Below are 26002 nucleotides of genomic sequence, written 5' to 3' on the forward strand. Positions count from 1 at the left end.
CTCCGCCGCGGGGCGCGCTCAGCCCGGCGGAGCCACCCGCACCGGCAACGGATAGGGCGGGGGAGTCCCCCCGAACTCCGGACAAACAGCCTGATGATCACACCACCCGCACAACTTGGTGGGCCGGGGCCGCCAAACCCCCGTCTCCGTAGCCTCCCGAATCGCCTCCCACAACGCGTGCAGCTTCCGCTCCACCCGCTCAAGATCGGCCACCACAGGGTCGTACGTCACCACATCCCCACTGCCGAGATACACCAGCTGCAACCGCCGAGGCACCACGTTCTTCAGCCGCCAGACCACCAGCGCGTAGAACTTCATCTGGAACAGCGCCCCCTCCGAGTACTCCGGACGCGGCGCCTTCCCCGTCTTGTAGTCGACGATCCGCACCTCACCCGACGGCGCCACATCGACCCGGTCGATGATCCCGCGCAGCCGCAGCCCCGAATCCAGCTCCGCCTCGACGAACAGCTCCCGCTCGGCCGGCTCGAGACGCGTCGGATCCTCCAGCCCGAACCAGCGCTCCACCAGTTGCTCTGCCTCACCCAGCCAGCGCGCCAGCCGCTCGCCCTCCGGATCGTCCGCGAACAGCTCCACCACCTCCGGCCGCGACTCCCGCAGCCGGTCCCACTGACCCGGGATCAGCGACTTCGCCCGCGGCGCCGTCCGCTCCGCAGCCGGGGCGTCGAACAGCCGCTCAAGCACCGCGTGCACCAAAGTGCCTCTCGTCGCCGCCTCGCTCGGCTTCTCCGGCAGCCGGTCGATCACCCGGAACCGGTACAGCAACGGGCACTGCATGAAGTCGCTCGCCCGGGACGGCGACAGCGACGACGGCGCGGAGGGCAGCACGACCGGCGAGACGGACTCGACGGCGCCCTCGGTGCTGATTTCCATGACGACGACCTTACGGCCCGCCACTGACAGTGACCCACCCGCCGCCACGGCCCCACCGCGACAGCCCGGCGAACACAGGGGGTGCCGGGGCGTAACACCCCACGACGGCCGCATACCATCGACCCGAGGCCCTTCCGCCCCGGAGCGGAAAAGGGAGACGCATCCGACAAGGGGACACAGTGGACGAGAGCGGCGGGAGCGGGCAGCCGCGCTCCGGCAACGACCAGTCGACCGACCGCCACACCGGGAGCACGACCCCGGCCACCGACCCCGCGACCACCGACACACGACTCGCGGAGACCGCAAACCCCCGCACCCCGGAACCCCCGAAGCAGCCCGAGTCGTCGAAACCGGCGGAACGCGCGAAACAGAACACCCCCGAAGAGCCGAAGGCGACCGAGCCGACGGAGCCCGCCGAGCCCACGAAACCGGCCGACCGGCCCGCGGACCCCACCGAGCCCGCGGACGCCTACGGCGCAACCGGCGGAACCACCCGCTCCACCCCCCGCCTGGGCAAGTCCCGCGCCCCCCGCAAACCCGACAAGGAACCCGGCGGCGGCCTCCTCATGGGACGCCCCTTCGGCGTACCCGTCTACGTCGCCCCCAGCTGGTTCCTCGTCGCCGCCCTCATCACCTGGGTCTTCGGCGGCCAGCTCGACCGCGTACTGCCCGAACTCGGCGCCCTGCGCTACCTCGTCGCCCTCTTCTTCGCCGTCGCCTTCTACGCCTCCGTCCTCGTCCACGAACTCGCCCACACCGTCGCCGCCCTCCGCTACAAACTCCCGGTACGCCGCATCCAGCTCCAGTTCTTCGGCGGCGTCTCCGAGATCGAGAAGGAGTCCGAGACCCCCGGCCGCGAATTCGTCCTCGCCTTCGTCGGCCCGCTCCTCTCCCTGGTCCTCGCGGGCGTCTTCTACCTCGCCCTCCAGACCGTCGAAGCCGGCACCGTCCCCGGCGTCCTGCTGGCCGGCCTGATGATCTCCAACCTCATCGTCGCCGCCTTCAACCTCCTGCCCGGCCTGCCCCTCGACGGCGGACGCATGCTCCGCGCCGTCGTCTGGAAGATCACCGGCAAACCCATGAGCGGTACGATCGCCGCCGCCTGGGTCGGCCGCGCCCTCGCCGTCTCCGTCCTCATCGGACTCCCGCTGCTCACCCAGTCCGGCGCCCTCGGCTCCGGCGCCGAGGACAGCGTCGGCATGGACACCGTCACCGACGCCCTGCTCGCCGCCATCCTCGCCGCGATCATCTGGACCGGCGCGGGCAACAGCCTCCGCATGGCCCGCCTGCGCGAACACCTCCCGGAACTCCGCGCCCGCAACCTCACCCGCCGCGCCGTCCCCGTCGAGACCAACACCCCCCTCTCCGAGGCCCTGCGCCGCGCCAACGACGCAGGCGCCCGCGCCCTGGTCGTCGTCGACCCCGACGGAGAACCCCTCTCCCTGGTCCGCGAGGCCGCCATCGTCGGCGTACCGGAACACCGCCGCCCCTGGGTCGCCGTCAGCGGCCTCGCCCAGGACCTCACCGACGGCATGCGCGTCTCCGCCGAACTCTCCGGCGAGGAACTCCTCGACGCCCTGCGCGCCACCCCCGCCACCGAATACCTGGTCGTGGAGGAGTCCGGCGAGATCTACGGAGTCCTCTCCGCCGCCGACGTGGAGCGCGCCTTCGTCAAGGCGATGGCCCGCCCCTCCTGACAACGGGCTCCTCGTACAACCGGCTCCCCGTGGTCGGCGGCCCCCGCCAACACCAGTAGGCTGTTCACATGTCCGAACCGACCGGTGCCGCCCGCAGGCGCGGGCCCTTCAAGGTCGGGGACCAGGTTCAGCTGACCGACCCCAAGGGCCGCCACTACACGTTCACGCTCGAAGCCGGAAAGAACTTCCACACCCACAAGGGTTCCTTCCCGCACGACGAGCTGATCGGCGCACCCGAGGGCAGCGTTGTCCGCACCACCGGAAACGTCGCCTACCTCGCGCTGCGCCCCCTGCTCCCCGACTACGTCCTGTCCATGCCCCGCGGCGCCGCCGTGGTCTACCCCAAGGACGCGGGGCAGATCCTCGCCTTCGCCGACATCTTCCCCGGCGCCCGCGTCGTCGAAGCCGGGGTGGGCTCCGGCTCCCTCAGCAGCTTCCTGCTGCGCGCCATCGGCGACCAGGGCATGCTGCACTCCTACGAGCGCCGCGAGGACTTCGCCGAGATCGCCCAGCAGAACGTGGAGCGCTACTTCGGCGGCCCGCACCCCGCCTGGCAGCTCACCGTCGGCGACCTCCAGGACAACCTCAGCGACACCGAGGTCGACCGCGTCGTCCTCGACATGCTCGCCCCCTGGGAGTGCCTGGAGGCCGTCTCCAAGGCACTCGTCCCCGGTGGCATCGTCTGCTGCTACGTCGCGACCACCACCCAGCTCGCCAGGACCGTCGAGTCCATCCGCGAGATCGGCTGCTTCAACGAGCCGAGCGCCTGGGAGTCGATGGTCCGCAACTGGCACATCGAAGGCCTCGCCGTCCGCCCCGACCACCGCATGATCGGCCACACCGGCTTCCTGCTCACCGCCCGCCGCCTCGCCGACGGCGTCGAGCCCCCCATGCGCCGCCGCCGCCCCTCCAAGGGCTCCTACGGCGACGACTACACCGGCCCCAACGCCGACGGCGGCCAGGCTCGCTGACCGCACAACGCACGACCACCGTGGCCGAGTTCCCGCAACACACCGGGAACTCGGCCACACTGCTTCCCGGTTGACGTCACCAGGGCATCGGCACGGACAGCGACCACCGCACACCCCGCCGTTCCCCCGCACTGTGACGTGTGGCACTATGCGGGACACCCCACCGGCACAGCCCTCCACGGGAGACACTCCGAGTGCAGCACTCCGCCGTCCCGGAACTGGCCCACACGCACACCCGCCCCATCCACTGGCTCGCCACGGCCACCGCCCTCGCCGGAGTCGTCGCCCTCTCCTCGGCCCTCCAGCCGGACTCCGCCACCGCGGCCCAGGCCGCCGGACCCGCCGGAAAACCCGCCGCGGCCGTCGCACCCCCCGACCCCACCGGCGTCGACTTCCCGCTCCAGTGCGGCCCCCTCCCGGTCCTCGTCCAGAACAAGGCCACCGGAGACCTCGACGGCGACGGCAGACCCGAAACGGTCGTCTCCGTCCGCTGCGACGCCGGCTCCGGCACCCCGCCCAACGGCGTCTACGTCCTCACCCAGGCCGCCGACGCCAATGAGCCCCGCCTCGTCGCGACGCTCGTCGACCCCAAGGACCGCCGTACCGTCACCGACCTCACCGTGAGCGACGGCGCCGTCACGGCCACCCTCCTCGGCTACTCGTCCCTCGACGTACCCAGGTGCTGCCCGGACGTCACCGAGCGCGCCAAGTGGCAGTGGAAGAACGGCGCGTTCCTGCGCTCGACACCCGCCGGCGCACAGAGCGCGTAACGGGCCGCAAGGGAACAAACGTACGGTGAACACCGTGTGAGAAATCAGACAAGGGCATTACGCATATCGGCCGACGGTGGCGTGCGGTGGTCGGACGATCACTCCGCGTCCGGTCCGAAAACCTCGACCCTGTCCGAAACTCGACGTACATGAATACAGTCGCCCGGACACTCCTTCGCGGAGTCCACCACATCGGTCAGCAACGGCAGCGGAACCGGCGTCGTAGCCCCCGGGGCCTGCAACAACTCGTCCGCCGGGCTCTTCACGTACGCGAGCCCGTCGATGTCCAGCTCGAACACCTCAGGCGCGTACTGGACACAGATCCCGTCACCCGTACACAGGTCCTGATCGATCCAGACCTCCAACGCCTCACCGCCGGTCCCGGCCTCCTCCTGCACGGTCATATCTCCTGCCGTTTCTGTCCCGAGCAAGACAATCCGACGGCAAGTCGGCCCAGCTCTGACGGGTGTTGAACACTTCGACCCTACCTCCGGCCGCTTCCCAATCATGTTCTGTGGGTATTCCCCTGGCGTGAGGGAGAGCGCAAGGGTGAAGATCGGACACACCCCGACAGTCTTTGTGATCTAGGGGTTTCAATCGACACCCACCCAGGTAGGGTCTGGAAGCGTCCAGCTCCCCTTGGAGGAGGTGAGGACCGTGGCAGCCCACGACGACGACATGAACCGCGGCATCCGCCCGGGACGAGGGTCCGACGACCCGTCCGGGCAGATTGCCTACCTTGAGCAGGAGATCGCCGTCCTGCGGCGCAAGCTCGCCGACTCTCCGCGACACACGAGGATTCTCGAAGAGCGGATCGTCGAGCTGCAGACAAACCTGGCCGGCGTGTCCGCACAGAACGAGCGGCTCGCCAACACACTCCGCGAGGCCCGCGACCAGATCGTGGCCCTCAAGGAGGAAGTCGACCGGCTCGCACAGCCCCCGGCCGGCTTCGGTGTCTTCCTGGTCGCCAACGAGGACGGCACGGCCGACATCTTCACCGGAGGCCGCAAACTCCGCGTGAACGTCAGCCCCAGCGTCGAGCTCGAAGAGCTACGACGCGGCCAGGAAGTGATGCTCAACGAAGCTCTCAACGTGGTCGAGGCCATGGAATACGAGAGCGTCGGCGACATCGTCACCCTCAAGGAGATCCTCGAGGACGGCGAACGCGCCCTGGTACAGGGGCACACCGACGAGGAACGGGTGGTACGGCTCGCAGAGCCCCTCCTGGACGTCGTCATCCGCCCCGGCGACGCCCTCCTGCTCGAACCCCGCTCCGGCTACGTCTACGAAGTCGTACCGAAGAGCGAGGTCGAGGAACTCGTCCTCGAAGAAGTACCCGACATCGGCTACGAGCAGATCGGCGGCCTGGGCAACCAGATCGAGATGATCCGCGACGCCGTCGAACTCCCCTATCTCCACCCCGACCTCTTCAAGGAGCACGAACTCAGGCCGCCCAAGGGCGTCCTGCTGTACGGGCCCCCCGGATGCGGCAAGACACTCATCGCCAAGGCCGTCGCCAACTCGCTGGCCAAAAAGGTCGCCGAAGTCACCGGCCAGGCCCAGGGCAAGAGCTTCTTCCTCAACATCAAGGGCCCCGAACTCCTCAACAAGTACGTCGGCGAGACCGAGCGGCAGATCCGCCTCGTCTTCCAGCGCGCTCGTGAGAAGGCCAGCGAGGGCACACCCGTCATCGTCTTCTTCGACGAGATGGAATCCCTCTTCCGCACCCGCGGATCCGGCGTCAGCTCGGACGTGGAGAACACCATCGTCCCCCAGCTCCTCGCCGAGATCGACGGCGTGGAAGGCCTGCAGAACGTGGTCGTCATCGGCGCCTCCAACCGCGAGGACATGATCGACCCCGCCATCCTGCGCCCCGGCCGCCTCGACGTGAAGATCAAGATCGAACGTCCGGACGCCGAATCCGCCAAGGACATCTTCCAGAAGTACCTCACCGACCGCCTCCCGCTGCACCCCGAGGACGTGGGGGAGCACGGCGGCGACAAGGGCGCCACGGTCCAGAGCATGATCCAGACCGCCGTGGAGCACATGTACACGGAATCCGAGGAGAACCGCTTCCTGGAGGTCACCTACGCCAACGGTGACAAGGAAGTCCTCTACTTCAAGGACTTCAACTCCGGCGCCATGATCGAGAACATCGTCGGCCGCGCCAAGAAGATGGCCATCAAGGACTTCCTCGACCACAAGCAGAAGGGCATCCGAGTCTCCCACCTCCTCCAGGCATGCGTGGACGAGTTCAAGGAGAACGAGGACCTCCCCAACACCACCAACCCCGACGACTGGGCCCGGATCTCCGGAAAGAAGGGCGAACGGATCGTCTACATCCGTACGCTCATCACCGGAAAGCAGGGCGCCGACACCGGACGCTCCATCGACACGGTGGCCAACACCGGTCAATACCTGTAAAAAACGGGGTGGCTGCGGGTGCCCTCACCGGGTACCCGCAGCCAACTGTTTTTCAGGCCACAGCCGGAGCAAGGCAATGACGCAAATGATCTCCCCACCAGCGCAAAGGCGTTCTAGGCTCTTTCGTACCGCCGAGGCGCGCAGTGCGGGGACGGGCACCGCACACGCACCGGAGCGCCAGCGGTACTTGAGCGGCGTCCCCGACCGAGGACACCGCCGGGCAAGGAGGGCCGCATGACCGTACGGCGAGTAATGGGCATCGAGACGGAGTACGGGATCTCCGTCCCCGGCCACCCCAACGCCAATGCCATGCTCACCTCGTCCCAGATCGTCAACGCCTACGCGGCGGCGATGCACCGGGCCCGCAGGGCCCGCTGGGACTTCGAGGAGGAGAACCCGCTGCGGGACGCACGGGGCTTCGACCTCGCCCGCGAGTCCGCCGACTCCAGTCAGCTCACCGACGAGGACATCGGCCTCGCCAACGTCATCCTCACCAACGGGGCACGGCTCTACGTCGACCACGCACACCCCGAATACAGCTCACCCGAAGTCACCAACCCCCGCGACGCCGTCCTCTGGGACAAGGCCGGCGAACGCATCATGGCCGAGGCCGCCGAACGGGCCGCCCAGCTCCCCGGCGCCCAGCCGATCCACCTCTACAAGAACAACACCGACAACAAGGGCGCCTCCTACGGCACGCACGAGAACTACCTGATGAAGCGGGAAACCCCCTTCTCGGACATCGTGCGCCACCTGACACCCTTCTTCGTCTCCCGCCAGGTCGTCACAGGCGCCGGCCGCGTCGGCATCGGCCAGGACGGCCACGAACACGGCTTCCAGCTGAGCCAGCGGGCGGACTACTTCGAGGTCGAGGTAGGCCTGGAGACGACGCTGAAGCGCCCGATCATCAACACGCGCGACGAACCCCACTCCGACGCCGAGAAGTACCGCCGCCTCCACGTGATCATCGGCGACGCGAACCTGTCGGAAATCTCGACGTACCTGAAGCTGGGCACGACCGCGTTGGTCCTCTCCATGATCGAGGACGGCTTCATCGCGGTCGACCTGGCCGTGGACCAGCCGGTCCGCACCCTCCACCAGGTCTCCCACGACCCGACACTCAAGCGCCTGGTCACGCTCCGCAGCGGACGCACACTGACCGCGGTGCAGCTCCAGATGGAGTACTTCGAGCTGTCGCGCAAGTACGTGGAGGAGCGCTACGGCGCGGACGCGGACGAGCAGACGGTGGATGTCCTGGCCCGCTGGGAAGACACCCTGAACCGCCTGGAGAACGACCCGATGAGCCTGGCCGGCGAGCTGGACTGGGTCGCCAAGCGGGAACTGATGGAAGGCTATCGCCGCCGGGACGACCTCGACTGGGACGCCGCCCGGCTGCACCTGGTCGACCTCCAGTACGCGGACGTAAGGGCCGAGAAGGGCCTCTACAACCGCCTGGTGGCCCGTGGCCGCATCAAGCGCCTGCTGGACGAGGACGAGGTCGAGCGGGCCCGCACGAAGCCCCCGGAGGACACCCGCGCGTACTTCCGCGGACGCTGTCTGGAGCAGTACGCGGACGACGTCGCGGCGGCCTCCTGGGACTCGGTGATCTTCGATCTGCCGGGCCGGGATTCGCTCCAGCGTGTCCCAACCCTGGAGCCGCTTCGCGGAACGCGTAATCACGTGAAAGAGCTCCTGGACCGCTGCCGAACGGCAGAAGACCTGGTCAGGGTCCTGTCGGGCGGCTGAGCGGGTGTTCTGCCCGGGGCGTCCGGGCAGGGTGGAAAGTGTCGCGTCCGGGAATCATCGAGGTGGTTCCCGGACGTTGTGGCAACAGCGGGGCCAATGTCGGACCCTGCTTGTAGGGTCTGATCAAGAACGTCGAACCGAGCGGGGTGAGGGTTATGGCGACCAAGGACACCGGCGGCGGACAGCAGAAGGCGACGCGCAGCACCGAGGAGGTCGAGGAGGCACCTGAGGCACAGGTGTCGGAGGACCTCAAGGAACGCCAGGAGAAGCTGAGCGACGACGTGGACTCCGTCCTGGACGAGATTGATGACGTCCTCGAGGAGAATGCGGAGGACTTCGTTCGAAGTTTCGTCCAGAAGGGCGGCGAATAGTCTTCGATTCCAAGGCTGCGGGGGCGTTTGGCTTGGCAAGCGAAGAAGGCTTGAAGCGCTGCTCGCGGTGCAAGGAATCAAGGCCGCGAGCAGCCTTCGCCGGCAACAAGGCGGCCCGTGACGGGTTGCAGGCTTACTGCCGGGAGTGCTGGGCGCAATATCACCAGACCCGGCAGTTGGCTAAGGGAAAGAACGTACGACCCCGCGTGGAGACACCTGTGGGTCACAAGTTCTGTCGGAGCTGCGGTGAGGTCAAGCCGCACAGCGAGTGGCATCGCAATGCAACAGCGTCCGACGGTCTGTCCACGAGTTGCAGAGCCTGCCGGGCGAACAAGGGCCGTGCCGGTCATCTGAAGCGCCACTACGGCATGACCGTGGCCGAGCATGACGAGATGGTCGCCTCTCAAATGGGGCTCTGCGTGATCTGCCTGAAAGCTCCTGCCATTCATGTGGATCACTGCCACGAGACGGGTAGGGTCCGTGGCGTACTGTGCTTCAACTGCAATTCGGCCATCGGCAAGTTGGGAGATGATCCCGACGCTGTTCGTCGGGCTGCCGCCTACTTGGAAGGATCCCCGTGGAAGCCAACACTCGTAGCACCGGGCGTCTACCGGCTGCCTTCCTGACGCCTGGGTCGTCGTCCTTCATGGACTTCCTGTCCGACCATCAGCCGGAGATGCTCCCGGGCAGGCGGCAGTTGCCGCCCACCCACGGTGCGGTCGAGGCCCCGCACGGCACGACCATCGTCGCCGTCAGCTTCCCGGGTGGTGTGGTGCTCGCCGGTGACCGGCGGGCGACCATGGGGAACGTCATCGCGCAGCGGGACATCGAGAAGGTGTTCCCGGCGGATGAGTACTCGGCCGTCGGGATCGCCGGCACCGCCGGTCTCGCCGTCGAGATGGTGAAGCTGTTCCAGCTTGAGCTGGAGCACTTCGAGAAGGTGGAGGGCGCGCAGCTCTCGCTGGAGGGCAAGGCGAACCGGCTGTCCACCATGATTCGTTCGAACCTCGGTATGGCCATGCAGGGTCTCGCCGTGGTGCCGCTGTTCGCCGGGTTCGACGTGGACCGGGGGAAGGGGCGCATTTTCTCGTACGACGTGACGGGTGGCCGTTCCGAGGAGCACGGTTACGCGGCGACGGGTTCGGGGTCGTTGTTCGCGCGTGGTGCGATGAAGAAGCTGTTCCGCCGTGATCTGAGCGAGTCGGACGCGACGACGCTGGTGGTGCAGGCGTTGTACGACGCGGCGGACGACGATTCGGCGACCGGTGGTCCTGATGTCGCGCGTCGGATCTACCCGATTGTCACGGTGATCACCGAGGACGGTTTCCGCAGGCTCGATGACGAGGAGTCCGCCGAGATCGCCCGTTTGATTCTGGAGCGGCGTCTGGAGCAGCCCGACGGCCCGCGTGCCGCGCTGCTGTAGTGCCTTTCGTTGTTCAGGTGGTCCAGTGACTTCGGCAGATTCGACAGAAAGGGACGGATAACCGGTGTCGACTCCGTTCTATGTCTCACCCCAGCAGGCGATGGCCGACCGGGCGGAGTATGCCCGTAAGGGCATCGCGCGTGGTCGCAGCCTGGTTGTGCTGCAGTATGCCGACGGCATCGTGTTCGTCGGCGAGAACCCGTCCCGTGCGCTGCACAAGTTCAGCGAGATCTATGACCGGATCGGCTTCGCGGCTGCCGGTAAGTACAACGAGTACGAGAATCTGCGGATCGGTGGTGTGCGGTACGCCGATATGCGCGGGTACACGTACGACCGTGCCGATGTGACGGCTCGTGGTCTGGCGAACGTGTACGCGCAGACGTTGGGCACGATCTTCTCTTCGGCGGCGGAGAAGCCGTACGAGGTGGAGTTGGTCGTCGCGGAGGTCGGTGAGACGTCTGACGGTGATCAGATCTACCGACTTCCTCATGACGGTTCGATCGTCGATGAGCACGGTTCGGTGGCGGTCGGTGGTAACGCCGAGCAGATCAGTACGTATCTGGATCAGCGTCATCAGGACGGCATGTCGTTGGCCGAGGCGCTGAAGCTGGCGGTTCAGGCGTTGTCGCGGGATACGAACGGTACGGAGCGGGAGATTCCGGCGGAGCGGCTGGAGGTCGCGGTGCTGGATCGTACGCGTCCGCAGAAGCGGAAGTTCAAGCGGATCGTGGGTCGGCAGCTGGGTCGGTTGCTGGAGGCCGACGGGGCGTCCACGGAGGCGGAGTCCGCCGAGGAGGAGTAGTCGCCCGCCTGTTCCGCTGTTGTTGATTCGCACCCCGGTTGCCTTTGGCGGCCGGGGTGCGGGCGTTGGTGGTGAGGGTGGGTCAGGGGCGGTTCGGGGGTGGGGCGGTGGAGCCTCGTACGACGAGTTGGACGGGGATGTCGCCCTGGGTGGGGGTGCGGCCGTCGAGGACGGCGAGGAGGGCCTGCATGCCGCGTTCGCCGAAGAGTTCGGCGTCGAGTCGTACGGTCGTCAGCTCGGGGTCGATGGCGGTGGCGAGGGCGAGGTCGTCGAGGCCGGTGACGGAGAGGTCGTCGGGGATGCGCAGGCCGAGGCGGCGGATGGCCTTGTAGGCGCCGGTGGCGAGTTTGTCGTCGTCGCAGACGAGGGCGGTGGGGTGGGGGAGGCCGGGGGCGCTGAGGGCGGCTGTGGTGGCCTGCTGGGCGCCCTCGATGGTGATGGGGGCGTGGACGGTGCGTACGTGGGTGCCGGGGACGGTGGCGAGGCGTGTGGCGAGTTCTCGGGCGCGTACGGCGAAGGTCCAGGAGGGGATGTCGGCGGCGAGGTGGAGGAAGTGGCGGTGGCCGAGGGCGAGGAGGTGGTCGGTGATCTGGCGTACGCCGTCGGCGATGTCGAGGTTGACGGTGGCGGCGCCGAGGCTGCCCTGGGGGTCGCTGTCGAGCATGACGAGGGGGAGCTGGTCGCCGCGGATGGCGGTGAGCGCGTCGGCGGCCATGGAGGAGGCGAGGACGCCGTCCAGGGCGGCCTGGGCGGAGTGGAAGGGGTCGCGGGCGGGGCCGATGCCTTCGGGGGAGGGGTAGAGGACGACTCCGAAGCCGTGCTGGGCGGCGATACGGGCGGCTCCGGTGTAGACGCCGGCGAAGAACTCGGTGGTGAGGACGGGGACGACGAGCAGGACGGTGCGGGTGTGGCCGAGGCGGAGGTTGCGGGCGGCGAGGTTGGGGCGGTAGCCGAGGTCGCGGGCGGCTTCGCGGACGCGTTCGGCGGTGGTCTCGGAGACCCGGCCGCGCCATTTGTCGCCGAGGACGAGGGAGACGGCGGCCTGGGAGACGCCGGCGGCCTGGGCGACGTCGCGGCTGGTGGGTCTGGTGCTGCCTCGGGCCACCGGCGGGCTGCTCCTTCGTATGGACGTGCGGACTCGGCACATGGTACGTATGACGGGCGACGTTATACGTAACACTTCCGGCGTCGCGGTTGACTGGGAAGGGCTGGATCATGGCGTCGGGATACCTGGAGATCCTCCGGGCACGGCACGCGGTGCGGCTGCTCGTGGGCACCCTGGTGGGCCGCTTGCCGAACGCCACCGCGGCGATCGCGATCGTGCTGTTCGTGCGTGCCGAGGGCGGCACCTACAGTCTCGCGGGCGGGCTGGCGGCGGCGTACGGGGTGGCGAACGCGGTGGGGCAGCCGCTGCTGGGGCGGCTGGTGGACCTGTACGGGCAGCCGCGGATCCAGCTGTCGGGCGCGCTCGTGTCGGCGTTCGGGATGGGCGCGTTCGCGTTCGCGGGCACCGATCCGCTGCCGCTCGCGTATGCCTCGGTGGCCGTCGCCGGGCTTTTCACGCCTCCATTGGAGGGCGGTCTGCGGGCGCTGTGGCCCTCTGTCCTCCGTAAGGAGGACCAGGTGCACACGGCCTACGCGATGGACGCGGTGGCGCAGGAGGTCATGTTCACGGTGGGGCCGCTGCTGGTGACGCTGTGCGCGTCGCTGTGGTCCGCGCAGGCCGCGCTGCTGGTGCTGAACGTGATCGGGGTGCTGGGGGCGCTGTCGGTGGTGCTGTCGCCGCCCTCGCGCGCGTGGCGCTCGGCGCCGCGTGAGGCGCACTGGCTGGGCGCGCTGCGCTCGCCGGGGCTGCTGGTGATGCTGGGGGCGTTCCTGTTCGTGGGGATCGCGCTGGGGTCGATCACGGTCGCCTCGGTGTCGTACGCGGACGATCATGGCGGGGACACGGTGTACGGCTGGCTGATGGCGGCCGTCGGGCTGGGCGCCCTGCTGGGCGGGACGGTGTACGGGGCGCGGCGGTGGAGCGGGCCGCCCGAGCGGCGGCTGACGGTGCTGGTGGGGCTGCTGGCGGTGTGTTATCTGCCGTTGACGCTGATGCCGGGTGCGGTGGCGATGACGTTGCTGATGGTGCTGGCGGGGGTGTTCCTGGCGCCGGCTCTCGCGTGTGTGTTCGTGCTGGTGGACCGGCATGCTCCGCGGGGGACGGTCACCGAGGCCTTCTCCTGGCTCGTGACGACGTTCACGGTGGGCGCGTCGCTGGGGACGGGCCTGGCGGGGCCGGTCGTGGAGTGGGGCGGAACGCTGTGGGGGTTCGTCGTGCCGGGTGGTGCGGGGGCGGTGTCGTTGCTGGTTCTGCTGGTCACCGGGCGGGTGCTGGCGGTACCCGCGGAGGGTGCGGTGGTTGCGGTGTCATCGGAAAATGATCCAAACCGTGCTGCCGGATCCCGTTTCAGCTCGGGGCATCAGGCGTAATGTTCAGTCATGGACCGCCGCATTTTCGGGCTGGAGAACGAGTACGGCGTCACGTGTACGTTCAGGGGACAGCGGCGTCTGTCTCCCGACGAGGTGGCTCGGTACCTCTTCCGCCGTGTCGTGTCATGGGGCCGCAGCAGCAATGTCTTTCTGCGAAACGGCGCCCGCCTCTATCTTGACGTGGGATCACATCCGGAATACGCAACGCCGGAATGTGACAACGTGACGGAACTCGTCACTCACGACAAGGCCGGCGAGCGCATCCTCGAAGGACTCCTGGTGGACGCCGAACGACGCCTGCACGAGGAAGGAATCGCGGGCGACGTCTACCTCTTCAAGAACAACACGGACTCGGCGGGCAACTCTTACGGTTGCCACGAGAACTATCTGGTGGCCCGGCACGGGGAGTTCTCCCGGCTCGCGGACATCCTCATTCCGTTCCTCGTCACCCGCCAGTTGCTGTGCGGTGCGGGCAAGGTGCTGCAGACGCCGCGCGGTGCCGTGTACTGCGTGAGCCAGCGGGCGGAGCACATCTGGGAGGGCGTCTCCTCGGCGACGACCAGGTCCCGGCCGATCATCAACACGCGTGACGAACCGCATGCGGACGCCGAGCGTTACCGCCGGCTGCATGTCATCGTCGGCGACTCGAACATGTCCGAGACGACGATGCTCCTCAAGGTCGGTGCCACCGACCTCGTGCTGCGCATGATCGAGGCGGGCACGGTGATGCGGGACCTGACCCTGGAGAACCCGATCCGGGCGATCCGCGAGGTCAGCCACGACATCACGGGCCGTCGCAAGGTGCGGCTGGCCAGCGGCCGGGAGGCCTCGGCGCTGGATGTGCAGCGCGAGTACTACGAGAAGGCCGTGGACTTCGTCGAGCGGCGCGGTATCCGCACGGGCACGGTCGCGCAGGTGCTGGAGCTGTGGGGCCGGGTGCTCGACTCGATCGAGGCCGAGGACCTGGACCGGATCGGTACCGAGATCGACTGGGTGATGAAGTACCAGCTGATCGAGCGTTACCGGGCGAAGCACAACATGACGATGTCGCATCCGCGCGTCGCTCAGATAGACCTCGCCTATCACGACATTCACCGCAGGCGGGGTCTTTACTACCTGCTGGAGAGGAAGAACCAGGCCGCGCGGATCTGCAACGACCTGAAGATCTTCGAGGGCAAGTCGGTGCCGCCGCAGACCACTCGTGCGCGGTTGCGCGGTGACTTCATCCGGCGGGCGCAGGAGCAGCGCCGTGACTTCACGGTCGACTGGGTGCATCTGAAGCTCAACGACCAGGCGCAGCGCACGGTGTTGTGCAAGGACCCGTTCCGCAGTGTCGACGACCGGGTGGAGAAGCTGATCGCCGGAATGTGACCGGCCGCCGGCCGGTCGGCGTGTGAACCGTGCGGGATCCCGGTGCCCGGAGGTGTTCGTGCCTCCGGGCACCGGCGTGTCCTGTGCCGCTCAGTCCCGGGAGCGCGTAGGTCGTAGAGTGGCGGCCATTGTCCTCGCCCCCGATCCCAGTTGGACTGATGAACTACAACACGAAACGACGCATGGTCGCGCTGCTGGCCGTCCCCGCCCTGTTGTTCACCGCCGCGTGCGGAGCGGACGACAAGAAGAAGGACGACGAGGCGGTGGTGGGCGGTGTCGCCGAGGTCAAGGGGAAGGTCGGGGCGAAGCCCGAGATCTCTGTGCCCAAGGATGCCGAGCCGGCCGGGAAGACCGTGATCAAGACGGTTTCGGAGGGCAGCGGGAGTGCGATCAAGGCCTCCGACTTCGTCCGGCTGGACTGGACGGTCGAGAAGTGGGGCGGCAGCGAGGAGCTCGGGGGCACCTGGAGTGCCGCGGCGGCCGGTTCGACGGCCCGGCGGCAGTCCGTCGAGCAGGTCGGCAAGCAGAGCCAGCAGCTGCCCGAGAAGGTTCTCGACGTGGTGAAGGGCAAGAAGCCGGGCAGCCGGATCCTGGTGCAGGGCACGGCGGGTGACCTGATCGGCCAGAACCTGAACACGTCCTCGGGTCTTGCCGCGACGGACGTGCTGATCTGGGTGGTCGACCCGGTCGGTGCCGCGACCGTCGACGCGAAGGCCGAGGCCGAGGGCGAGCAGGCGGCCTCCGCGGCGGGTCTGCCCAAGGTGGAGTCCCCGTCGCAGAAGGCGGCGGTCATCACCATCCCCAAGGGGGCCAAGGCTCCCAAGGACCTTGAGCAGCAGGTGCTGATCAAGGGCAGCGGCAAGAAGGTCGAGGCCGGTCAGGGGCTGATCGCCCAGTACACCGGGGTCAAGTGGGAGGACGGCAAGCAGTTCGACTCCTCCTGGGACCACGGTGGTGCCACCGCCTTCCAGATCGGCACCGGTTCGGTGGTGGAGGGCTGGGACAAGGGTCTGGTCGGCAAGAACGTGGGCGACCGGGTGCTCCTGGTGATTCCGCCCGCGCTCGGCTACGGCGCGAGCACCGGCAGTGAGCTGGCGAAGAACACGCTGGTCTTCGTGGTGGATATCCTCGGCACGGTCTGACCGCCCTCGTCTGTGAGACTGTTCCCGACGCAGGTCACGCAACAAGGAGAGATGAAGTGAGCATCGAGAAGCCCGAGATCGACTTCCCCGAAGGCGAGCCCCCGACGGACCTCCAGGTCAAGGACATCTGGGTGGGCGACGGCGCCGAAGCGGTGGCGGGTCAGAACGTGACCGTCCACTACGTGGGTGTCTCCTTCAGCACGGGTGAGGAGTTCGACGCCAGCTGGAACCGCGGCAACCCGTTCAAGTTCCCGCTGGGCGGCGGCCGGGTCATCAAGGGCTGGGACCAGGGTGTGCAGGGCATGAAGGTCGGCGGCCGGCGCGAGCTGACCATTCCGGCCCACCTCGCCTACGGCAACCAGAGCCCGACGCCGGCGATCAAGCCGGGCGAGACGCTGATCTTCGTGGTCGACCTGATCGCGGTCTGACGTTCGGCGTCACCGTCCCGTCCGATCGTCGTACGACAGTCGAATCTGATCGGGATCAGGTCGGATCGTCGTACCGAACAGGTACGGGATTTGACCGAACTTGATCATCTGGGGTCCATGCCTGTCCGGGCATGGACCCTCGGCTTTTGCCGCGCCACTTCGGGGCGGTACGGTCATCCGTCTAAGCACCATAGGAAAGGCGAAGGGCGTCGATGGCCATTGCCAAGGCAGAGCGGCTGATGAATCTGGCGCTGTGTCTGCTCGGGACGCGCAGGCCGCTGAGCAAACGCGAGCTGCGGGACTCCATCGAGGCCTACCTTGAGGCGGGCAGCGACGACTCCTTCAACCGGATGTTCGAGCGGGACAAGGACGATCTGCGCGAACTCGGGCTCGTCATCGAGACGGTGGAGAACCTCGACGGCGAGGTCGGCTACCGCGCCGGCCGTGACAGCAACCGTCTGCCGCCCATCACCCTCGACGCCGAGGAGGCCGCCGCCCTCGGTCTGGCCGCCAAGGTCTGGCAGCAGGCGCGGCTCGCCGGCGCGGCCAGCGGCGCACTGCAGAAGCTGCGCGCGGCCGGACTCCCCGAGGACGTCGACCCGTACGAGTCGCACGGCGCCCTGGAGCCGCGCATCCCGGTGCACGAGGCCGCGTTCGAACCGCTGATGCTGGCCTGCCGCGACCGCCGCCCGGTGCTCTTCGACTACCGCAAGGCCACCGCGGCCCGCCCCGAGCCCCGCCATGTGGAGCCGTGGGCGCTGGAGTGCTGGCGCGGTCACTGGTACCTGGCGGGCTGGGACCGCGACCGGGGCGCCGAACGCGTGTTCAGGCTGTCCCGGATCACCGGCAAGGTCCGCAGCCGGGGCGCGAAGTTCACCGCCGAGGTGCCCGACGTCGTCACCGTCCGCGAGACCGTCGCGAGCTGGGCGGGCGAGACCGCCGACCGCTCCGCGCTGATCCGGCTGCGTACGGGCGCCGGTTACCCCCTTCGGGCGAAGGCGGCCCGGGTCCGGGAACTCGGCGACGGCTGGGACGAGTTGGAGATTCCGTACGGGCACGGGCTGGACGCCTGGCTGGTGGAGTTCGGGCCCGACGTGGTGGTCCTGGAGCCGGCGGAGCTGCGGGCCGACGTGGTGGACCGGCTGCGCGCCGTGGCCAAGGGCTGAGGGGGAGTACGAGCAAGTGGCAGGCAAACCGGCCAGGCCCGTGAACGCCATCGACCAGACCCGGCGGATGCTGTCCCTGGTGACGTATCTGCGCGAGCGGCCCGGTGCGCGCGTCGGCGATGTCGCGCGCGCGTTCGGGATCACCGAGGACGAGCTGGTCTCCGACCTGGACGTGCTGCCCATGTGCGGCACCAGCTTCCGCGGCGGCGACCTCCTAGACATCGACACCGACGGCGACCGGATCTGGTGGCACAACCCCGCCGCCCTCGGCGAGGAGGCCGCCGAACCGCTCCGGCTGGCCGCCGACGAGGCGACCGCGCTGCTGGTCGCCGCCCGCGCGGTGTCCACGCTGCCCGGGCTGCGCGAGGGCGACCGGCAGGCGCTGCTGCGGGCCACCGCCAAGGTCGAGACGGCCGCCGGTGAGGCCGCCGGGGCCAGCACCCGGCTGTCGGTGACCTTCGAGTCGGAGGGCGGGGTCTTCGCGGACGTCGACCGGGCGATCTCCGAGCGCCGCCGGCTGCGTATCCGCTACTACTCGCCCGCGCGCGACGAGGTCACCGAACGGGAGATCGACCCGATCCGCCTGGTGAGTGTCGGGCACACGTATGTGGAGGCCTGGTGCCGGCGCTCGGAGGCCCGGCGCACGTTCCGGCTTGACCGGGTCGCAGAGATCGAGATCCTGGACGAGCCGTCCGTACCGCCCGAGATAGAGCTGCGGGACCTGTCGGAGGGGCTGGTGCAGCCCGCCGCCGAGGATCCCGAGGTCGTCGTCGAGGTCGGGCCCGGCGGGCGCTGGGTCGGCGAGTACTACCCGCACGACAGTGCCGATGAGCTTCCCGACGGCGGGCTGCGTATCACTCTGCGTACCCCTGACCCGGCGTCGCTGCGGCGCCTGGCGCTGCGGCTCGGCCGGGACGGACGCATCGTGTCGCCGCAGGGGCTGGCGGACAGTGCCCGGGAGGCCGCCCAGGAGGCGCTGGCGGCGTACGACGTGCCGCGGGGCGCCGTCGGGGGGCACGGGGTTCAGGACGGGCTGTACGACGGACGGGAGCGGGAGCGTTGAGCGAGTCTCCGATGTCAGGTGTGCGGGAGATGACCGTGGCGGCTGCGTTCGCCGGGATGAGAAGGGTGGCGCCGGTGGTGTTCCGGGCCGCCTGCCCGGACTGCCGCGGCAACTTCGAGCTGACCGCGAGCGCGCTGCGGCTGGCCATCGGCGCGACCAGCCGTACGACCTTCTACTCGTTCACCTGCCCCGTGTGTGACATCACCGTCCGCAAGCCGGCGGGTGAGCGGGTGGTCGAGCTGCTCACCGGGGGCGGGGTCAGGACGCTGCGGCTGGCGGGGCCGGCCTGAGGGGGTCTCGTCCTCGGTCGCCGGATGGGCTGGAAATGCCGCTAGGCTCCCTGGCATGTTCTGGCCGATGGTTGCTGTTGCTGTGGGATTCCTGGGGCTCGTCGTTCTCGGGGTGCTTGCCGTCCGGGTGTTCCTGGAGGCTCAGCGGCTCGGGAGGCAGGTCACGGACTCGGCTCGGCGGATCGGGCGGGCCGCCGAGGATCTTGAGCGGGCCGCCGCTCACACGGCACGCTCTGTCGATGCACTGTGAGTGTCCGGCCGCTCTCCTGTGAGTCCGTGGGTTGGTGTGTTTTGGGCGACTTCGCCCTGTCACCTTGTCGGGGTCGGCAGGTACGCTGCTGATCGCGGCCGGAAAACGAGGCCCGGACCGCTGACCGGGAGTACGCACAGGGATTGCCTCAGGTTTACCCCCGAGCGTTACGATCGCTGTCAACACGACGGTCGGACACCTGTCCGAGCCATCGGACAGCACCCCACCCAGCCGCCTCGGTGAGAAGGTAAACACTTATGTTCGGAAGGCTCGGAGCTCCCGAGATCATTCTCATCCTCGTCGTCATCATCCTGCTGTTCGGCGCGAAGAAGCTTCCGGACATGGCGCGCTCGCTGGGCAAGTCCGCGCGCATCCTGAAGAGCGAGGCCAAGGCGATGAAGTCGGAGGGGCAGGAGACCGCCCCCGCCGGCCCGCCGCACACCGACGAGCAGACCCCGGCACAGCGCACCATCCAGGCCGCCCCCGGTGACGTGACCAGCTCCCGCCCGGTCACCGAGCCCACGGACACGACCAAGCGCTGACGCTGACGCAAGGCCGGATGCCTCCGGCCTGCCGCACGAGATGAGGACGTGGGTTGCTCAAGTCTGCCCGCAACAAGGAGAAGGAGAGGGATCCCGAGGGGCGGATGCCCCTCGTGGAGCATCTCCGCGAGTTGCGAAACCGCCTCGTGAAGAGCCTGCTCGCGATCGTCGTCACGACCGTGATCGCGGCCTTCTTCTACAAGGACATCATCCAGTTCTTCACGGACCCGATCCTGGATGCGGTGGGATGCAAGTACAGCTTCGCGGAGCTGTCCGAGGCCACCACTGACACGACCCAGTGCGCGCGCATCGTGCAGAACGGTCTGCTCAGCCCCTTCACGCTCGCGCTCACCGTTTCGCTGTCGTCCGGCGTCGTGCTCGCCACCCCGGTCTGGCTCTACCAGCTCTGGGGCTTCGTGGCGCCGGGTCTGCACCGGAGCGAGAAGAAGTACAGCCTCGCGTTCGTGGGTGCGGGATTCCCCCTGTTCCTGATGGGGGCCTTCTTCGCCTACTGGTCACTGCCCAAGATGGCGTCCGTGATGCTGGAGTTCTCCATCATCGGCAGTGACAACCAGCTTCCTCTCGACGACCTTCTGCAGCTGATCATGCGGATGATCCTCGTCTTCGGCCTCTCCTTCGAGCTGCCGCTGCTGCTGGTGATGCTGAACTTCGGCGGCGTCCTCTCGGGCAAGAAGATGGCCGGCTGGTGGCGGGGCATGATCATGGGCATCACGGTGTTCGCCGCGATCGCCACCCCCAGCACCGACCCCATCTCCATGCTGGCGCTGGCCGGCCCCATCTGGGTCATGTACTTCGGCGCGTCGGCCATCGCCCTCGCCAACGACCGGCGCCGGGCCCGCCGCGCCGCGGAGGGACCGGACGACGACGAGGCCTCCGACCTCGACCTCACCCCCGAGGACATCGGCGAGATCGAGACCGTCTCCGCCAGCCGCGCCGCACTGCCCGAACAGACGGGCACGGAACGGGTCAACGGCTATGACGACGTGACCTGAGAAGACGCGGGGAGAACGAACAGCGGTCCATCGCCGAGCGATGGGCCGCTGCTGTTCCTCGCGGTGCCTCCCGCGATCCGACGTCAGATGCCGGGCGAACCGCCCAGCGACCAGGTGCCGCCGCCCGCACAGCGTGATGCAGAGACCGACGCCTGAAAGCACTCGCTGACGGCCTAGGGGGGAGGAGACCGGCGTATGGGCACAGGTCATCCGGATAATGATCGTCCTGTTGTCAGTGGGGGCCGGTAGTCTCGAATGCACGATGACAGAGGACCTCTCACCGGCCGAGCGGTATGCGGCAGCACGTAAGCGCGCTGTCGAGCAGGCCACCGCGCTCGCGCCCTTCCGCGAGATGTACGACTTCGGCCTCGACCCCTTCCAGATCGAGGCCTGTCAGGCACTCGAAGCCGGGAAGGGCGTGCTGGTGGCCGCGCCCACCGGTTCGGGCAAGACGATCGTCGGCGAGTTCGCCGTCCATCTCGCCCTGGAACAGGGCAAGAAGTGCTTCTACACGACACCCATCAAGGCCCTGTCGAACCAGAAGTACGCCGACCTGTCCCGCCGTTACGGCGCGGACAAGGTGGGCCTGCTCACCGGCGACAACAGCGTCAACTCCGATGCCCCGGTGGTCGTGATGACCACCGAGGTCCTGCGGAACATGCTGTACGCGGGCTCGCAGACCCTCCTCGGCCTCGGGTACGTGGTGATGGACGAGGTGCACTACCTCTCCGACCGCTTCCGCGGCGCCGTATGGGAGGAAGTGATCATCCACCTCCCGGAGTCGGTCACCCTCGTCTCGCTGTCGGCGACCGTGTCCAACGCCGAGGAGTTCGGCGACTGGCTCGACACCGTGCGCGGCGACACCCAGGTGATCGTCTCCGAGCACCGGCCCGTGCCCCTCTTCCAGCACGTGCTCGCCGGACGCCGGATGTACGACCTCTTCGAGGAGGGCGAGGGCAGCCGGAAGGCCGTCAACCCCGACCTCACCCGGCTCGCCCGCATGGAGGCCCAGCGGCCCTCCTTCCAGGACCGCAGACGCGGCCGTGCCATGCGCGAGGCCGACCGGGAGCGGGAGCGCAGATCACGCTCCCGGGTGTGGACACCGGGGCGGCCCGAAGTCATCGAACGGCTCGACTCCGAGGGCCTGTTGCCCGCCATCACGTTCATCTTCAGCCGCGCCGCCTGCGAGGCCGCCGTACAGCAGTGCCTGTACGCGGGCCTGCGGCTGAACGACGACGACGCGCGGGAGCGGGTGCGTGCCCTCGTCGAGGAGCGCACCGCGTCCATCCCCACCGAGGATCTGCACGTCCTCGGGTACTACGAGTGGCTGGAGGGCCTGGAGCGGGGCATCGCCGCCCACCACGCGGGCATGCTGCCGACCTTCAAGGAGGTCGTCGAGGAACTCTTCGTACGGGGCCTGGTGAAGGCCGTGTTCGCCACCGAGACCCTCGCCCTCGGCATCAACATGCCCGCCCGCTCGGTCGTGCTGGAGAAGCTCGTCAAGTGGAACGGCGAACAGCACGCCGACATCACCCCCGGCGAGTACACCCAGTTGACGGGGCGTGCGGGGCGGCGCGGCATCGACGTCGAGGGTCATGCCGTGGTGCTGTGGCAGCGCGGGATGAGCCCGGACCACCTGGCGGGACTGGCGGGCACGCGCACGTACCCGCTGCGCTCCAGCTTCAAGCCGTCGTACAACATGGCGGTCAACCTCGTCGACCAGTTCGGACGGCACCGCTCGCGCGAACTGCTGGAGACGTCGTTCGCGCAGTTCCAGGCCGACAAGTCGGTCGTCGGGATCTCCCGGCAGGTGCAGCGCAACGAGGAGGGGCTGGACGGCTACAAGGAGTCCATGACCTGCCACCTCGGGGACTTCGAGGAGTACGCGCGGCTGCGCCGCGAACTCAAGGACCGTGAGACCGACCTGGCCCGGCAGGGTGCCGCCCAGCGGCGGGCGGAGGCCGCCGTCGCGCTGGAGAAGCTCAAGCCCGGTGACATCATCCACGTCCCCACCGGCAAGTACGCGGGCCTCGCCCTCGTCCTGGACCCCGGGCTGCCCGCCGGCCGGTCCAACGGCCACCGCGGCTTCGAGCAGCACGACGGGCCGCGCCCGCTGGTCCTGACGGCGGAACGGCAGGTGAAGCGGCTGGCGTCGATGGACTTCCCGGTGCCCGTCGAGCCGTTGGAGCGGATGCGGGTCCCCAAGTCCTTCAACCCGCGTTCGCCGCAGTCCCGTCGCGACCTCGCCTCCGCGCTGCGCACCAAGGCCGGGCACATTCCGCCCGAGCGGGCCCGCAAGCAGCGCGCCCAGGCGGCCGACGACCGCGAGATCGCCCGGCTGCGCACCGCGATCCGCGCCCACGCCTGCCACGGCTGCAACGACCGTGAGGACCACGCCCGTTGGGCCGAGCGCTACTACCGGCTGCTGCGCGACACCTCGCAGTTGGAACGGCGCATCGAGGGCCGCACCAACACCATCGCCCGCACCTTCGACCGGATCGTCGCCCTGCTCACCGAGCTGGACTATCTGCGTGGCAACGAGGTCACCGAACACGGCAAGCGGCTCGCCCGGCTCTACGGCGAACTCGACCTGCTGACCAGCGAATGCCTGCGCGCGGGCGTGTGGGACGGCCTCTCGCCCGCCGAACTCGCCGCCTGCGTCTCCGCGGTGGTGTACGAGTCGAGGGTCGGCGACGACGCCATGGCACCGAAGGTGCCGTCCGGAAAGGCCAAGGCCGCGCTCGGCGAGATGGTCCGCATCTGGGGCCGGCTCGACGCGCTGGAGGAGGAGTTCCGGATCACCCAGAGCGAGGGCGTCGGCCAGCGCGAGCCCGACCTCGGCTTCGCCTGGGCGGCCTACGAGTGGGCCTCAGGCAAGGGCCTCGACGAGGTGCTGCGCGAGGCGGAGATGCCCGCCGGTGACTTCGTGCGTTGGTGCAAGCAGGTCATCGACGTCCTCGGGCAGATCTCGGCCGCCGCGCCGGTGTCCGGGGGCGAGGGGGCGTCGTCGGCGGTCGCGAAGAACGCGCGCAAGGCGGTGGACGGGCTGTTGCGGGGGGTCGTGGCGTACTCGTCGGTCGGCTAGACGGCTTGGCCGTGTTTTAGGACGGCTCGACGGGCGAGTGATGGGTTCGGTTGAGCTGGGCTGAGAGCGGTGGGGAGTCGTGCCTTGTGGGCGCTCCCTGCCGCTCTTCCGCGTCGTGGGCGTCAGGGGCGGTCGTTCAGATACGCGCGCCAGCCGCCGTACGCCGTGATGTCCTCGGCGCCTTCCAGGGCGGACGGTTCGCAGAGGAAGCCGGGTACGTGGGTGCCGTCGGCGAGTTCGACGCGGCCCAGGGTCATCGGGCGGGGGAGGGCGGTGAGGAAGCGGCCCAGTCCTCCGGCGGGCAGGCGCCAGACCTCGGCCTCGATCGCCGCTCCGGCCGGCTCCTCCTTGCCGATGTGCACGAGGCCAGGCTTCGGTGGGGTCGTGGGGAGGGCGTGCAGGCGGTATACGGGGGCTGTGGTGGTCGTGCGTTCCAAATGGGCGCCCAGGGCCAGGAGCTGGGGGTTGAGGGGCTGGCCCGTGAGGTGCGCGCCCACCACCGCGAGGCGGGTCTCCGGCTGGAGGAGGCGGGCGATCGTGGCGAGGCGTTCGTCGGTGAACGCCGGGCCGATCAGCATCACGCCGAAGGGGAGCCCGTTCACCTCGCCTGCGGGGACGGCCACCGCCGCCTGGTCGAAGAGGTTGGTGGAGTTGGTGAAGCGGCCCAGGCGGGCGTTGGCGCCGAGCGGGTCGGCGGCGACCTCGGCGAGGGTGGGGTGACCGGGGGCCGTGGGCAGCAACAGGGCGTCGGCGTCGGCCAGTTCGGCGAGGGCCTGGGTGCGCAGGGTGGCCAGGCGTTCCTGGTCGGCGTAGAGCTGGTGGGCGGGGATGTCGCGGGCTCGGGTGATGATGCCGGCGACGGTGGGGTCGAGGGAGGCTGCTCCCTCCCCGCCTTCCGCGAGCAACTTGTCGACAAAGGCGCCCACCGCTGTGTAGCGCTCCGCGACGAACGCGCCCTGGTAGAGCATCGCGGCGGCCTCGGTGAACGGGGTGAGGTCGAGCGTGCGGACGGAGGCGCCCGCACTGCGGAGTCGGGCCACCGCGGCCTCGTACGCCGCTGCCCAGCCCGGGTCCAGTTCGCCGAGCTGGGCGAGGGGCGGGACCGCTACGCGCCAGGGGCCGGGGGTGCGCTGGGGGAGGGGCGGGAGGTCTCGGGCGGGCGGGGACGCCATGAACGCGAGGGCCTGTTCGGCCTCGGGGAGGGTGCGGGCGAAGACGGTCACACAGTCGAGGGAGGCGCAGGCCGGGACGACGCCGGTGGTGGGGACCAGGCCTCGGGTGGGTTTGAGGCCGACGATGCCGTTGAAGGCGGCGGGGACGCGGCCGGAGCCCGCGGTGTCCGTGCCGAGGGCGAAGTCGACGATGCCGAGCGCTACCGCTGTGGCCGAGCCGGAGCTGGAGCCGCCGCTGATGCGGCTGGGGTCGTGGGCGTTGCGGACGGCGCCGTAGGGGGAGCGGGTGCCGACCAGGCCGGTGGCGAACTGGTCGAGGTTGGTGGTGCCGAGGAGGAGGGCGCCGGCGGCCTTGAGACGGGCGATGACCGGGGCGTCGGTGGTGGGGTGGTAGGCGTAGGCGGGGCAGCCGGCGGTGGTGGGGAGGCCTTGGACGTCGATGTTGCCCTTGGCGGCGAAGAGTTTGCCGGCGAGGGGGAGGGGGGTGCCTTCGGCGAGGAGTTCGTCGATGCGGGTGGCTTCCGCCTCGAGTTCCGGGAGGGGGCGTAGATCGATCCAGACCTCGGGGCGGGCTACGGCGTCGATGCGGGCGTAGGCCGTGCGGACTCGGGTGAGGGTCGACATGTGGGCTCCTTGGGGGGTGGGGTGGGGTGGGCCGGTGCAGGTGAGCGGGCGTTGGGTTTTTCGCCCCCGCCGCCCCTACCCGTTCCCGTCCCTGGGGGCTGCGCCCCCAGACCCCCGCTTCGGCCTGAACGGCCTCGTCCTCAAACGCCGGACGGGCTGGGGGTGCGGGCTGGGGTGGAGGGTAAGGCGGGGCCGGCGGGTGGGATGGTCGGCCTGAACGGCCTCGTCCTCAAGCGCCGGACGGGCTGAGTGGGTGGGTGGTGGCTGGGGGTTGATCTTTTAGCCT

At 69.0% G+C, this 26002-nt stretch carries 24 protein-coding genes; 20 read left to right on the forward strand and 4 right to left on the reverse strand.

Going from position 1 to position 26002, the window contains the following annotated elements; genetic code table 11:
- Positions 1 to 18: 18 nt before the first annotated feature.
- Positions 19 to 891 (reverse strand): RecB family exonuclease, encoded by an 873-nt coding sequence (locus tag CW359_RS37220; RefSeq protein WP_232838771.1) that lies wholly within the window; start codon positions 889 to 891, stop codon positions 19 to 21.
- Between the two features lie 179 nt (positions 892 to 1070).
- Here CW359_RS37220 and CW359_RS37225 point away from each other — a divergent pair, with 179 nt between their 5' ends.
- The 3 genes from CW359_RS37225 (at position 1071) to CW359_RS37235 (ending at position 4329) form a co-directional block, all read left to right on the forward strand.
- The gene (locus CW359_RS37225; protein WP_105974644.1) at positions 1071 to 2588 is read left to right on the forward strand and encodes a site-2 protease family protein; all 1518 of its coding nucleotides are present in this window, start codon (positions 1071 to 1073) and stop codon (positions 2586 to 2588) included.
- Positions 2589 to 2656: 68 nt separating this feature from the next.
- On the forward strand, positions 2657 to 3559 hold the full coding sequence (locus tag CW359_RS37230) for a tRNA (adenine-N1)-methyltransferase (RefSeq protein WP_105974645.1): 903 nt from the start codon (positions 2657 to 2659) through the stop codon (positions 3557 to 3559).
- Between the two features lie 194 nt (positions 3560 to 3753).
- Positions 3754 to 4329 carry a hypothetical protein gene (locus CW359_RS37235; RefSeq protein WP_105974646.1) on the forward strand — a complete coding sequence of 192 codons (576 nt, stop codon included), beginning with the start codon at positions 3754 to 3756 and terminating at the stop codon, positions 4327 to 4329.
- Positions 4330 to 4427: 98 nt separating this feature from the next.
- Here CW359_RS37235 and CW359_RS37240 read toward each other — a convergent pair whose 3' ends face one another.
- The gene (locus CW359_RS37240) at positions 4428 to 4733 is read right to left on the reverse strand and encodes a ferredoxin (RefSeq protein ID WP_105974647.1); all 306 of its coding nucleotides are present in this window, start codon (positions 4731 to 4733) and stop codon (positions 4428 to 4430) included.
- Between the two features lie 253 nt (positions 4734 to 4986).
- Here CW359_RS37240 and arc point away from each other — a divergent pair, with 253 nt between their 5' ends.
- The 6 genes from arc (at position 4987) to prcA (ending at position 11095) form a co-directional block, all read left to right on the forward strand.
- Complete coding sequence (gene arc, locus CW359_RS37250; RefSeq protein ID WP_105974648.1) at positions 4987 to 6753, forward strand: proteasome ATPase; 1767 nt, start codon at positions 4987 to 4989, stop codon at positions 6751 to 6753.
- 234 nt (positions 6754 to 6987) lie between these two features.
- Entirely contained in the window at positions 6988 to 8499 is a 1512-nt protein-coding gene (gene dop / locus CW359_RS37255; protein ID WP_408647567.1) for a depupylase/deamidase Dop, read from the forward strand.
- 155 nt (positions 8500 to 8654) lie between these two features.
- On the forward strand, positions 8655 to 8870 hold the full coding sequence (locus CW359_RS37260) for a ubiquitin-like protein Pup (RefSeq protein WP_006379817.1): 216 nt from the start codon (positions 8655 to 8657) through the stop codon (positions 8868 to 8870).
- Between the two features lie 32 nt (positions 8871 to 8902).
- Positions 8903 to 9496 carry an endonuclease VII domain-containing protein gene (locus tag CW359_RS37265; protein ID WP_105974667.1) on the forward strand — a complete coding sequence of 198 codons (594 nt, stop codon included), beginning with the start codon at positions 8903 to 8905 and terminating at the stop codon, positions 9494 to 9496.
- Complete coding sequence (gene prcB / locus CW359_RS37270; RefSeq protein ID WP_105974650.1) at positions 9448 to 10293, forward strand: proteasome subunit beta; 846 nt, start codon at positions 9448 to 9450, stop codon at positions 10291 to 10293. Before CW359_RS37265 ends, prcB begins: the two co-directional genes overlap by 49 nt.
- A 64-nt stretch (positions 10294 to 10357) precedes the next feature.
- Positions 10358 to 11095, forward strand: coding sequence for a proteasome subunit alpha (gene prcA, locus CW359_RS37275; protein ID WP_105974651.1), 738 nt, complete (start codon positions 10358 to 10360; stop codon positions 11093 to 11095).
- 82 nt (positions 11096 to 11177) lie between these two features.
- Here prcA and CW359_RS37280 read toward each other — a convergent pair whose 3' ends face one another.
- Positions 11178 to 12200, reverse strand: a complete 1023-nt coding sequence (locus CW359_RS37280) for a LacI family DNA-binding transcriptional regulator (protein WP_198655526.1) — start codon at positions 12198 to 12200, stop codon at positions 11178 to 11180.
- Positions 12201 to 12310: 110 nt separating this feature from the next.
- Here CW359_RS37280 and CW359_RS37285 point away from each other — a divergent pair, with 110 nt between their 5' ends.
- The 11 genes from CW359_RS37285 (at position 12311) to CW359_RS37335 (ending at position 23920) form a co-directional block, all read left to right on the forward strand.
- A complete protein-coding gene (locus CW359_RS37285; RefSeq protein ID WP_105974653.1) occupies positions 12311 to 13570 on the forward strand; it encodes an MFS transporter in 1260 nt (419 codons plus the stop codon).
- 9 nt (positions 13571 to 13579) lie between these two features.
- Positions 13580 to 14941, forward strand: a complete 1362-nt coding sequence (pafA, locus tag CW359_RS37290; protein ID WP_105974654.1) for a Pup--protein ligase — start codon at positions 13580 to 13582, stop codon at positions 14939 to 14941.
- Between the two features lie 158 nt (positions 14942 to 15099).
- A complete protein-coding gene (locus CW359_RS37295; protein WP_198655527.1) occupies positions 15100 to 16083 on the forward strand; it encodes an FKBP-type peptidyl-prolyl cis-trans isomerase in 984 nt (327 codons plus the stop codon).
- Between the two features lie 56 nt (positions 16084 to 16139).
- Positions 16140 to 16511, forward strand: coding sequence for an FKBP-type peptidyl-prolyl cis-trans isomerase (locus tag CW359_RS37300; protein WP_105974656.1), 372 nt, complete (start codon positions 16140 to 16142; stop codon positions 16509 to 16511).
- 212 nt (positions 16512 to 16723) lie between these two features.
- A complete protein-coding gene (locus tag CW359_RS37305; RefSeq protein WP_105974657.1) occupies positions 16724 to 17677 on the forward strand; it encodes a helix-turn-helix transcriptional regulator in 954 nt (317 codons plus the stop codon).
- Positions 17678 to 17693: 16 nt separating this feature from the next.
- The gene (locus CW359_RS37310) at positions 17694 to 18740 is read left to right on the forward strand and encodes a helix-turn-helix transcriptional regulator (protein ID WP_105974658.1); all 1047 of its coding nucleotides are present in this window, start codon (positions 17694 to 17696) and stop codon (positions 18738 to 18740) included.
- The gene (locus tag CW359_RS37315) at positions 18737 to 19030 is read left to right on the forward strand and encodes a hypothetical protein (protein WP_105974659.1); all 294 of its coding nucleotides are present in this window, start codon (positions 18737 to 18739) and stop codon (positions 19028 to 19030) included. Before CW359_RS37310 ends, CW359_RS37315 begins: the two co-directional genes overlap by 4 nt.
- 55 nt (positions 19031 to 19085) lie before the next feature.
- Positions 19086 to 19280 carry a hypothetical protein gene (locus CW359_RS37320; RefSeq protein WP_105974660.1) on the forward strand — a complete coding sequence of 65 codons (195 nt, stop codon included), beginning with the start codon at positions 19086 to 19088 and terminating at the stop codon, positions 19278 to 19280.
- 257 nt (positions 19281 to 19537) lie between these two features.
- Positions 19538 to 19822, forward strand: a complete 285-nt coding sequence (gene tatA / locus CW359_RS37325) for a Sec-independent protein translocase subunit TatA (protein WP_105974661.1) — start codon at positions 19538 to 19540, stop codon at positions 19820 to 19822.
- Between the two features lie 53 nt (positions 19823 to 19875).
- Positions 19876 to 20835, forward strand: coding sequence for a twin-arginine translocase subunit TatC (tatC, locus tag CW359_RS37330; protein ID WP_105974662.1), 960 nt, complete (start codon positions 19876 to 19878; stop codon positions 20833 to 20835).
- Positions 20836 to 21052: 217 nt separating this feature from the next.
- Positions 21053 to 23920: a DEAD/DEAH box helicase gene (locus tag CW359_RS37335; RefSeq protein ID WP_105974663.1), complete on the forward strand. Its 2868-nt coding sequence runs from the start codon at positions 21053 to 21055 to the stop codon at positions 23918 to 23920.
- Between the two features lie 122 nt (positions 23921 to 24042).
- Here CW359_RS37335 and atzF read toward each other — a convergent pair whose 3' ends face one another.
- Positions 24043 to 25716: an allophanate hydrolase gene (gene atzF / locus CW359_RS37340; RefSeq protein ID WP_105974664.1), complete on the reverse strand. Its 1674-nt coding sequence runs from the start codon at positions 25714 to 25716 to the stop codon at positions 24043 to 24045.
- Positions 25717 to 26002 lie beyond the last annotated feature (286 nt).

Source organism: Streptomyces geranii (genome assembly GCF_002954775.1).
In the GTDB taxonomy this organism is placed as follows: Bacteria; Actinomycetota; Actinomycetes; order Streptomycetales; family Streptomycetaceae; genus Streptomyces; species Streptomyces geranii.

Bases quoted from the DNA above. Each gene is read 5' to 3' on its own strand.
- CW359_RS37335 (WP_105974663.1), top strand. From the start codon at position 21,053: ATGATCGTCCTGTTGTCAGTGGGGGCCGGTAGTCTCGAATGCACGATG.
- CW359_RS37295 (WP_198655527.1), top strand. From the start codon at position 15,100: ATGAACTACAACACGAAACGACGCATGGTCGCGCTGCTGGCCGTCCCC.
- dop (WP_408647567.1), top strand. From the start codon at position 6,988: ATGACCGTACGGCGAGTAATGGGCATCGAGACGGAGTACGGGATCTCC.
- atzF (WP_105974664.1), bottom strand. From the start codon at position 25,716: ATGTCGACCCTCACCCGAGTCCGCACGGCCTACGCCCGCATCGACGCC.
- CW359_RS37285 (WP_105974653.1), top strand. From the start codon at position 12,311: ATGGCGTCGGGATACCTGGAGATCCTCCGGGCACGGCACGCGGTGCGG.
- CW359_RS37320 (WP_105974660.1), top strand. From the start codon at position 19,086: ATGTTCTGGCCGATGGTTGCTGTTGCTGTGGGATTCCTGGGGCTCGTC.
- pafA (WP_105974654.1), top strand. From the start codon at position 13,580: ATGGACCGCCGCATTTTCGGGCTGGAGAACGAGTACGGCGTCACGTGT.
- CW359_RS37305 (WP_105974657.1), top strand. From the start codon at position 16,724: ATGGCCATTGCCAAGGCAGAGCGGCTGATGAATCTGGCGCTGTGTCTG.
- CW359_RS37220 (WP_232838771.1), bottom strand. From the start codon at position 891: ATGGAAATCAGCACCGAGGGCGCCGTCGAGTCCGTCTCGCCGGTCGTG.
- CW359_RS37260 (WP_006379817.1), top strand. From the start codon at position 8,655: ATGGCGACCAAGGACACCGGCGGCGGACAGCAGAAGGCGACGCGCAGC.
- CW359_RS37240 (WP_105974647.1), bottom strand. From the start codon at position 4,733: ATGACCGTGCAGGAGGAGGCCGGGACCGGCGGTGAGGCGTTGGAGGTC.
- tatA (WP_105974661.1), top strand. From the start codon at position 19,538: ATGTTCGGAAGGCTCGGAGCTCCCGAGATCATTCTCATCCTCGTCGTC.
- CW359_RS37230 (WP_105974645.1), top strand. From the start codon at position 2,657: ATGTCCGAACCGACCGGTGCCGCCCGCAGGCGCGGGCCCTTCAAGGTC.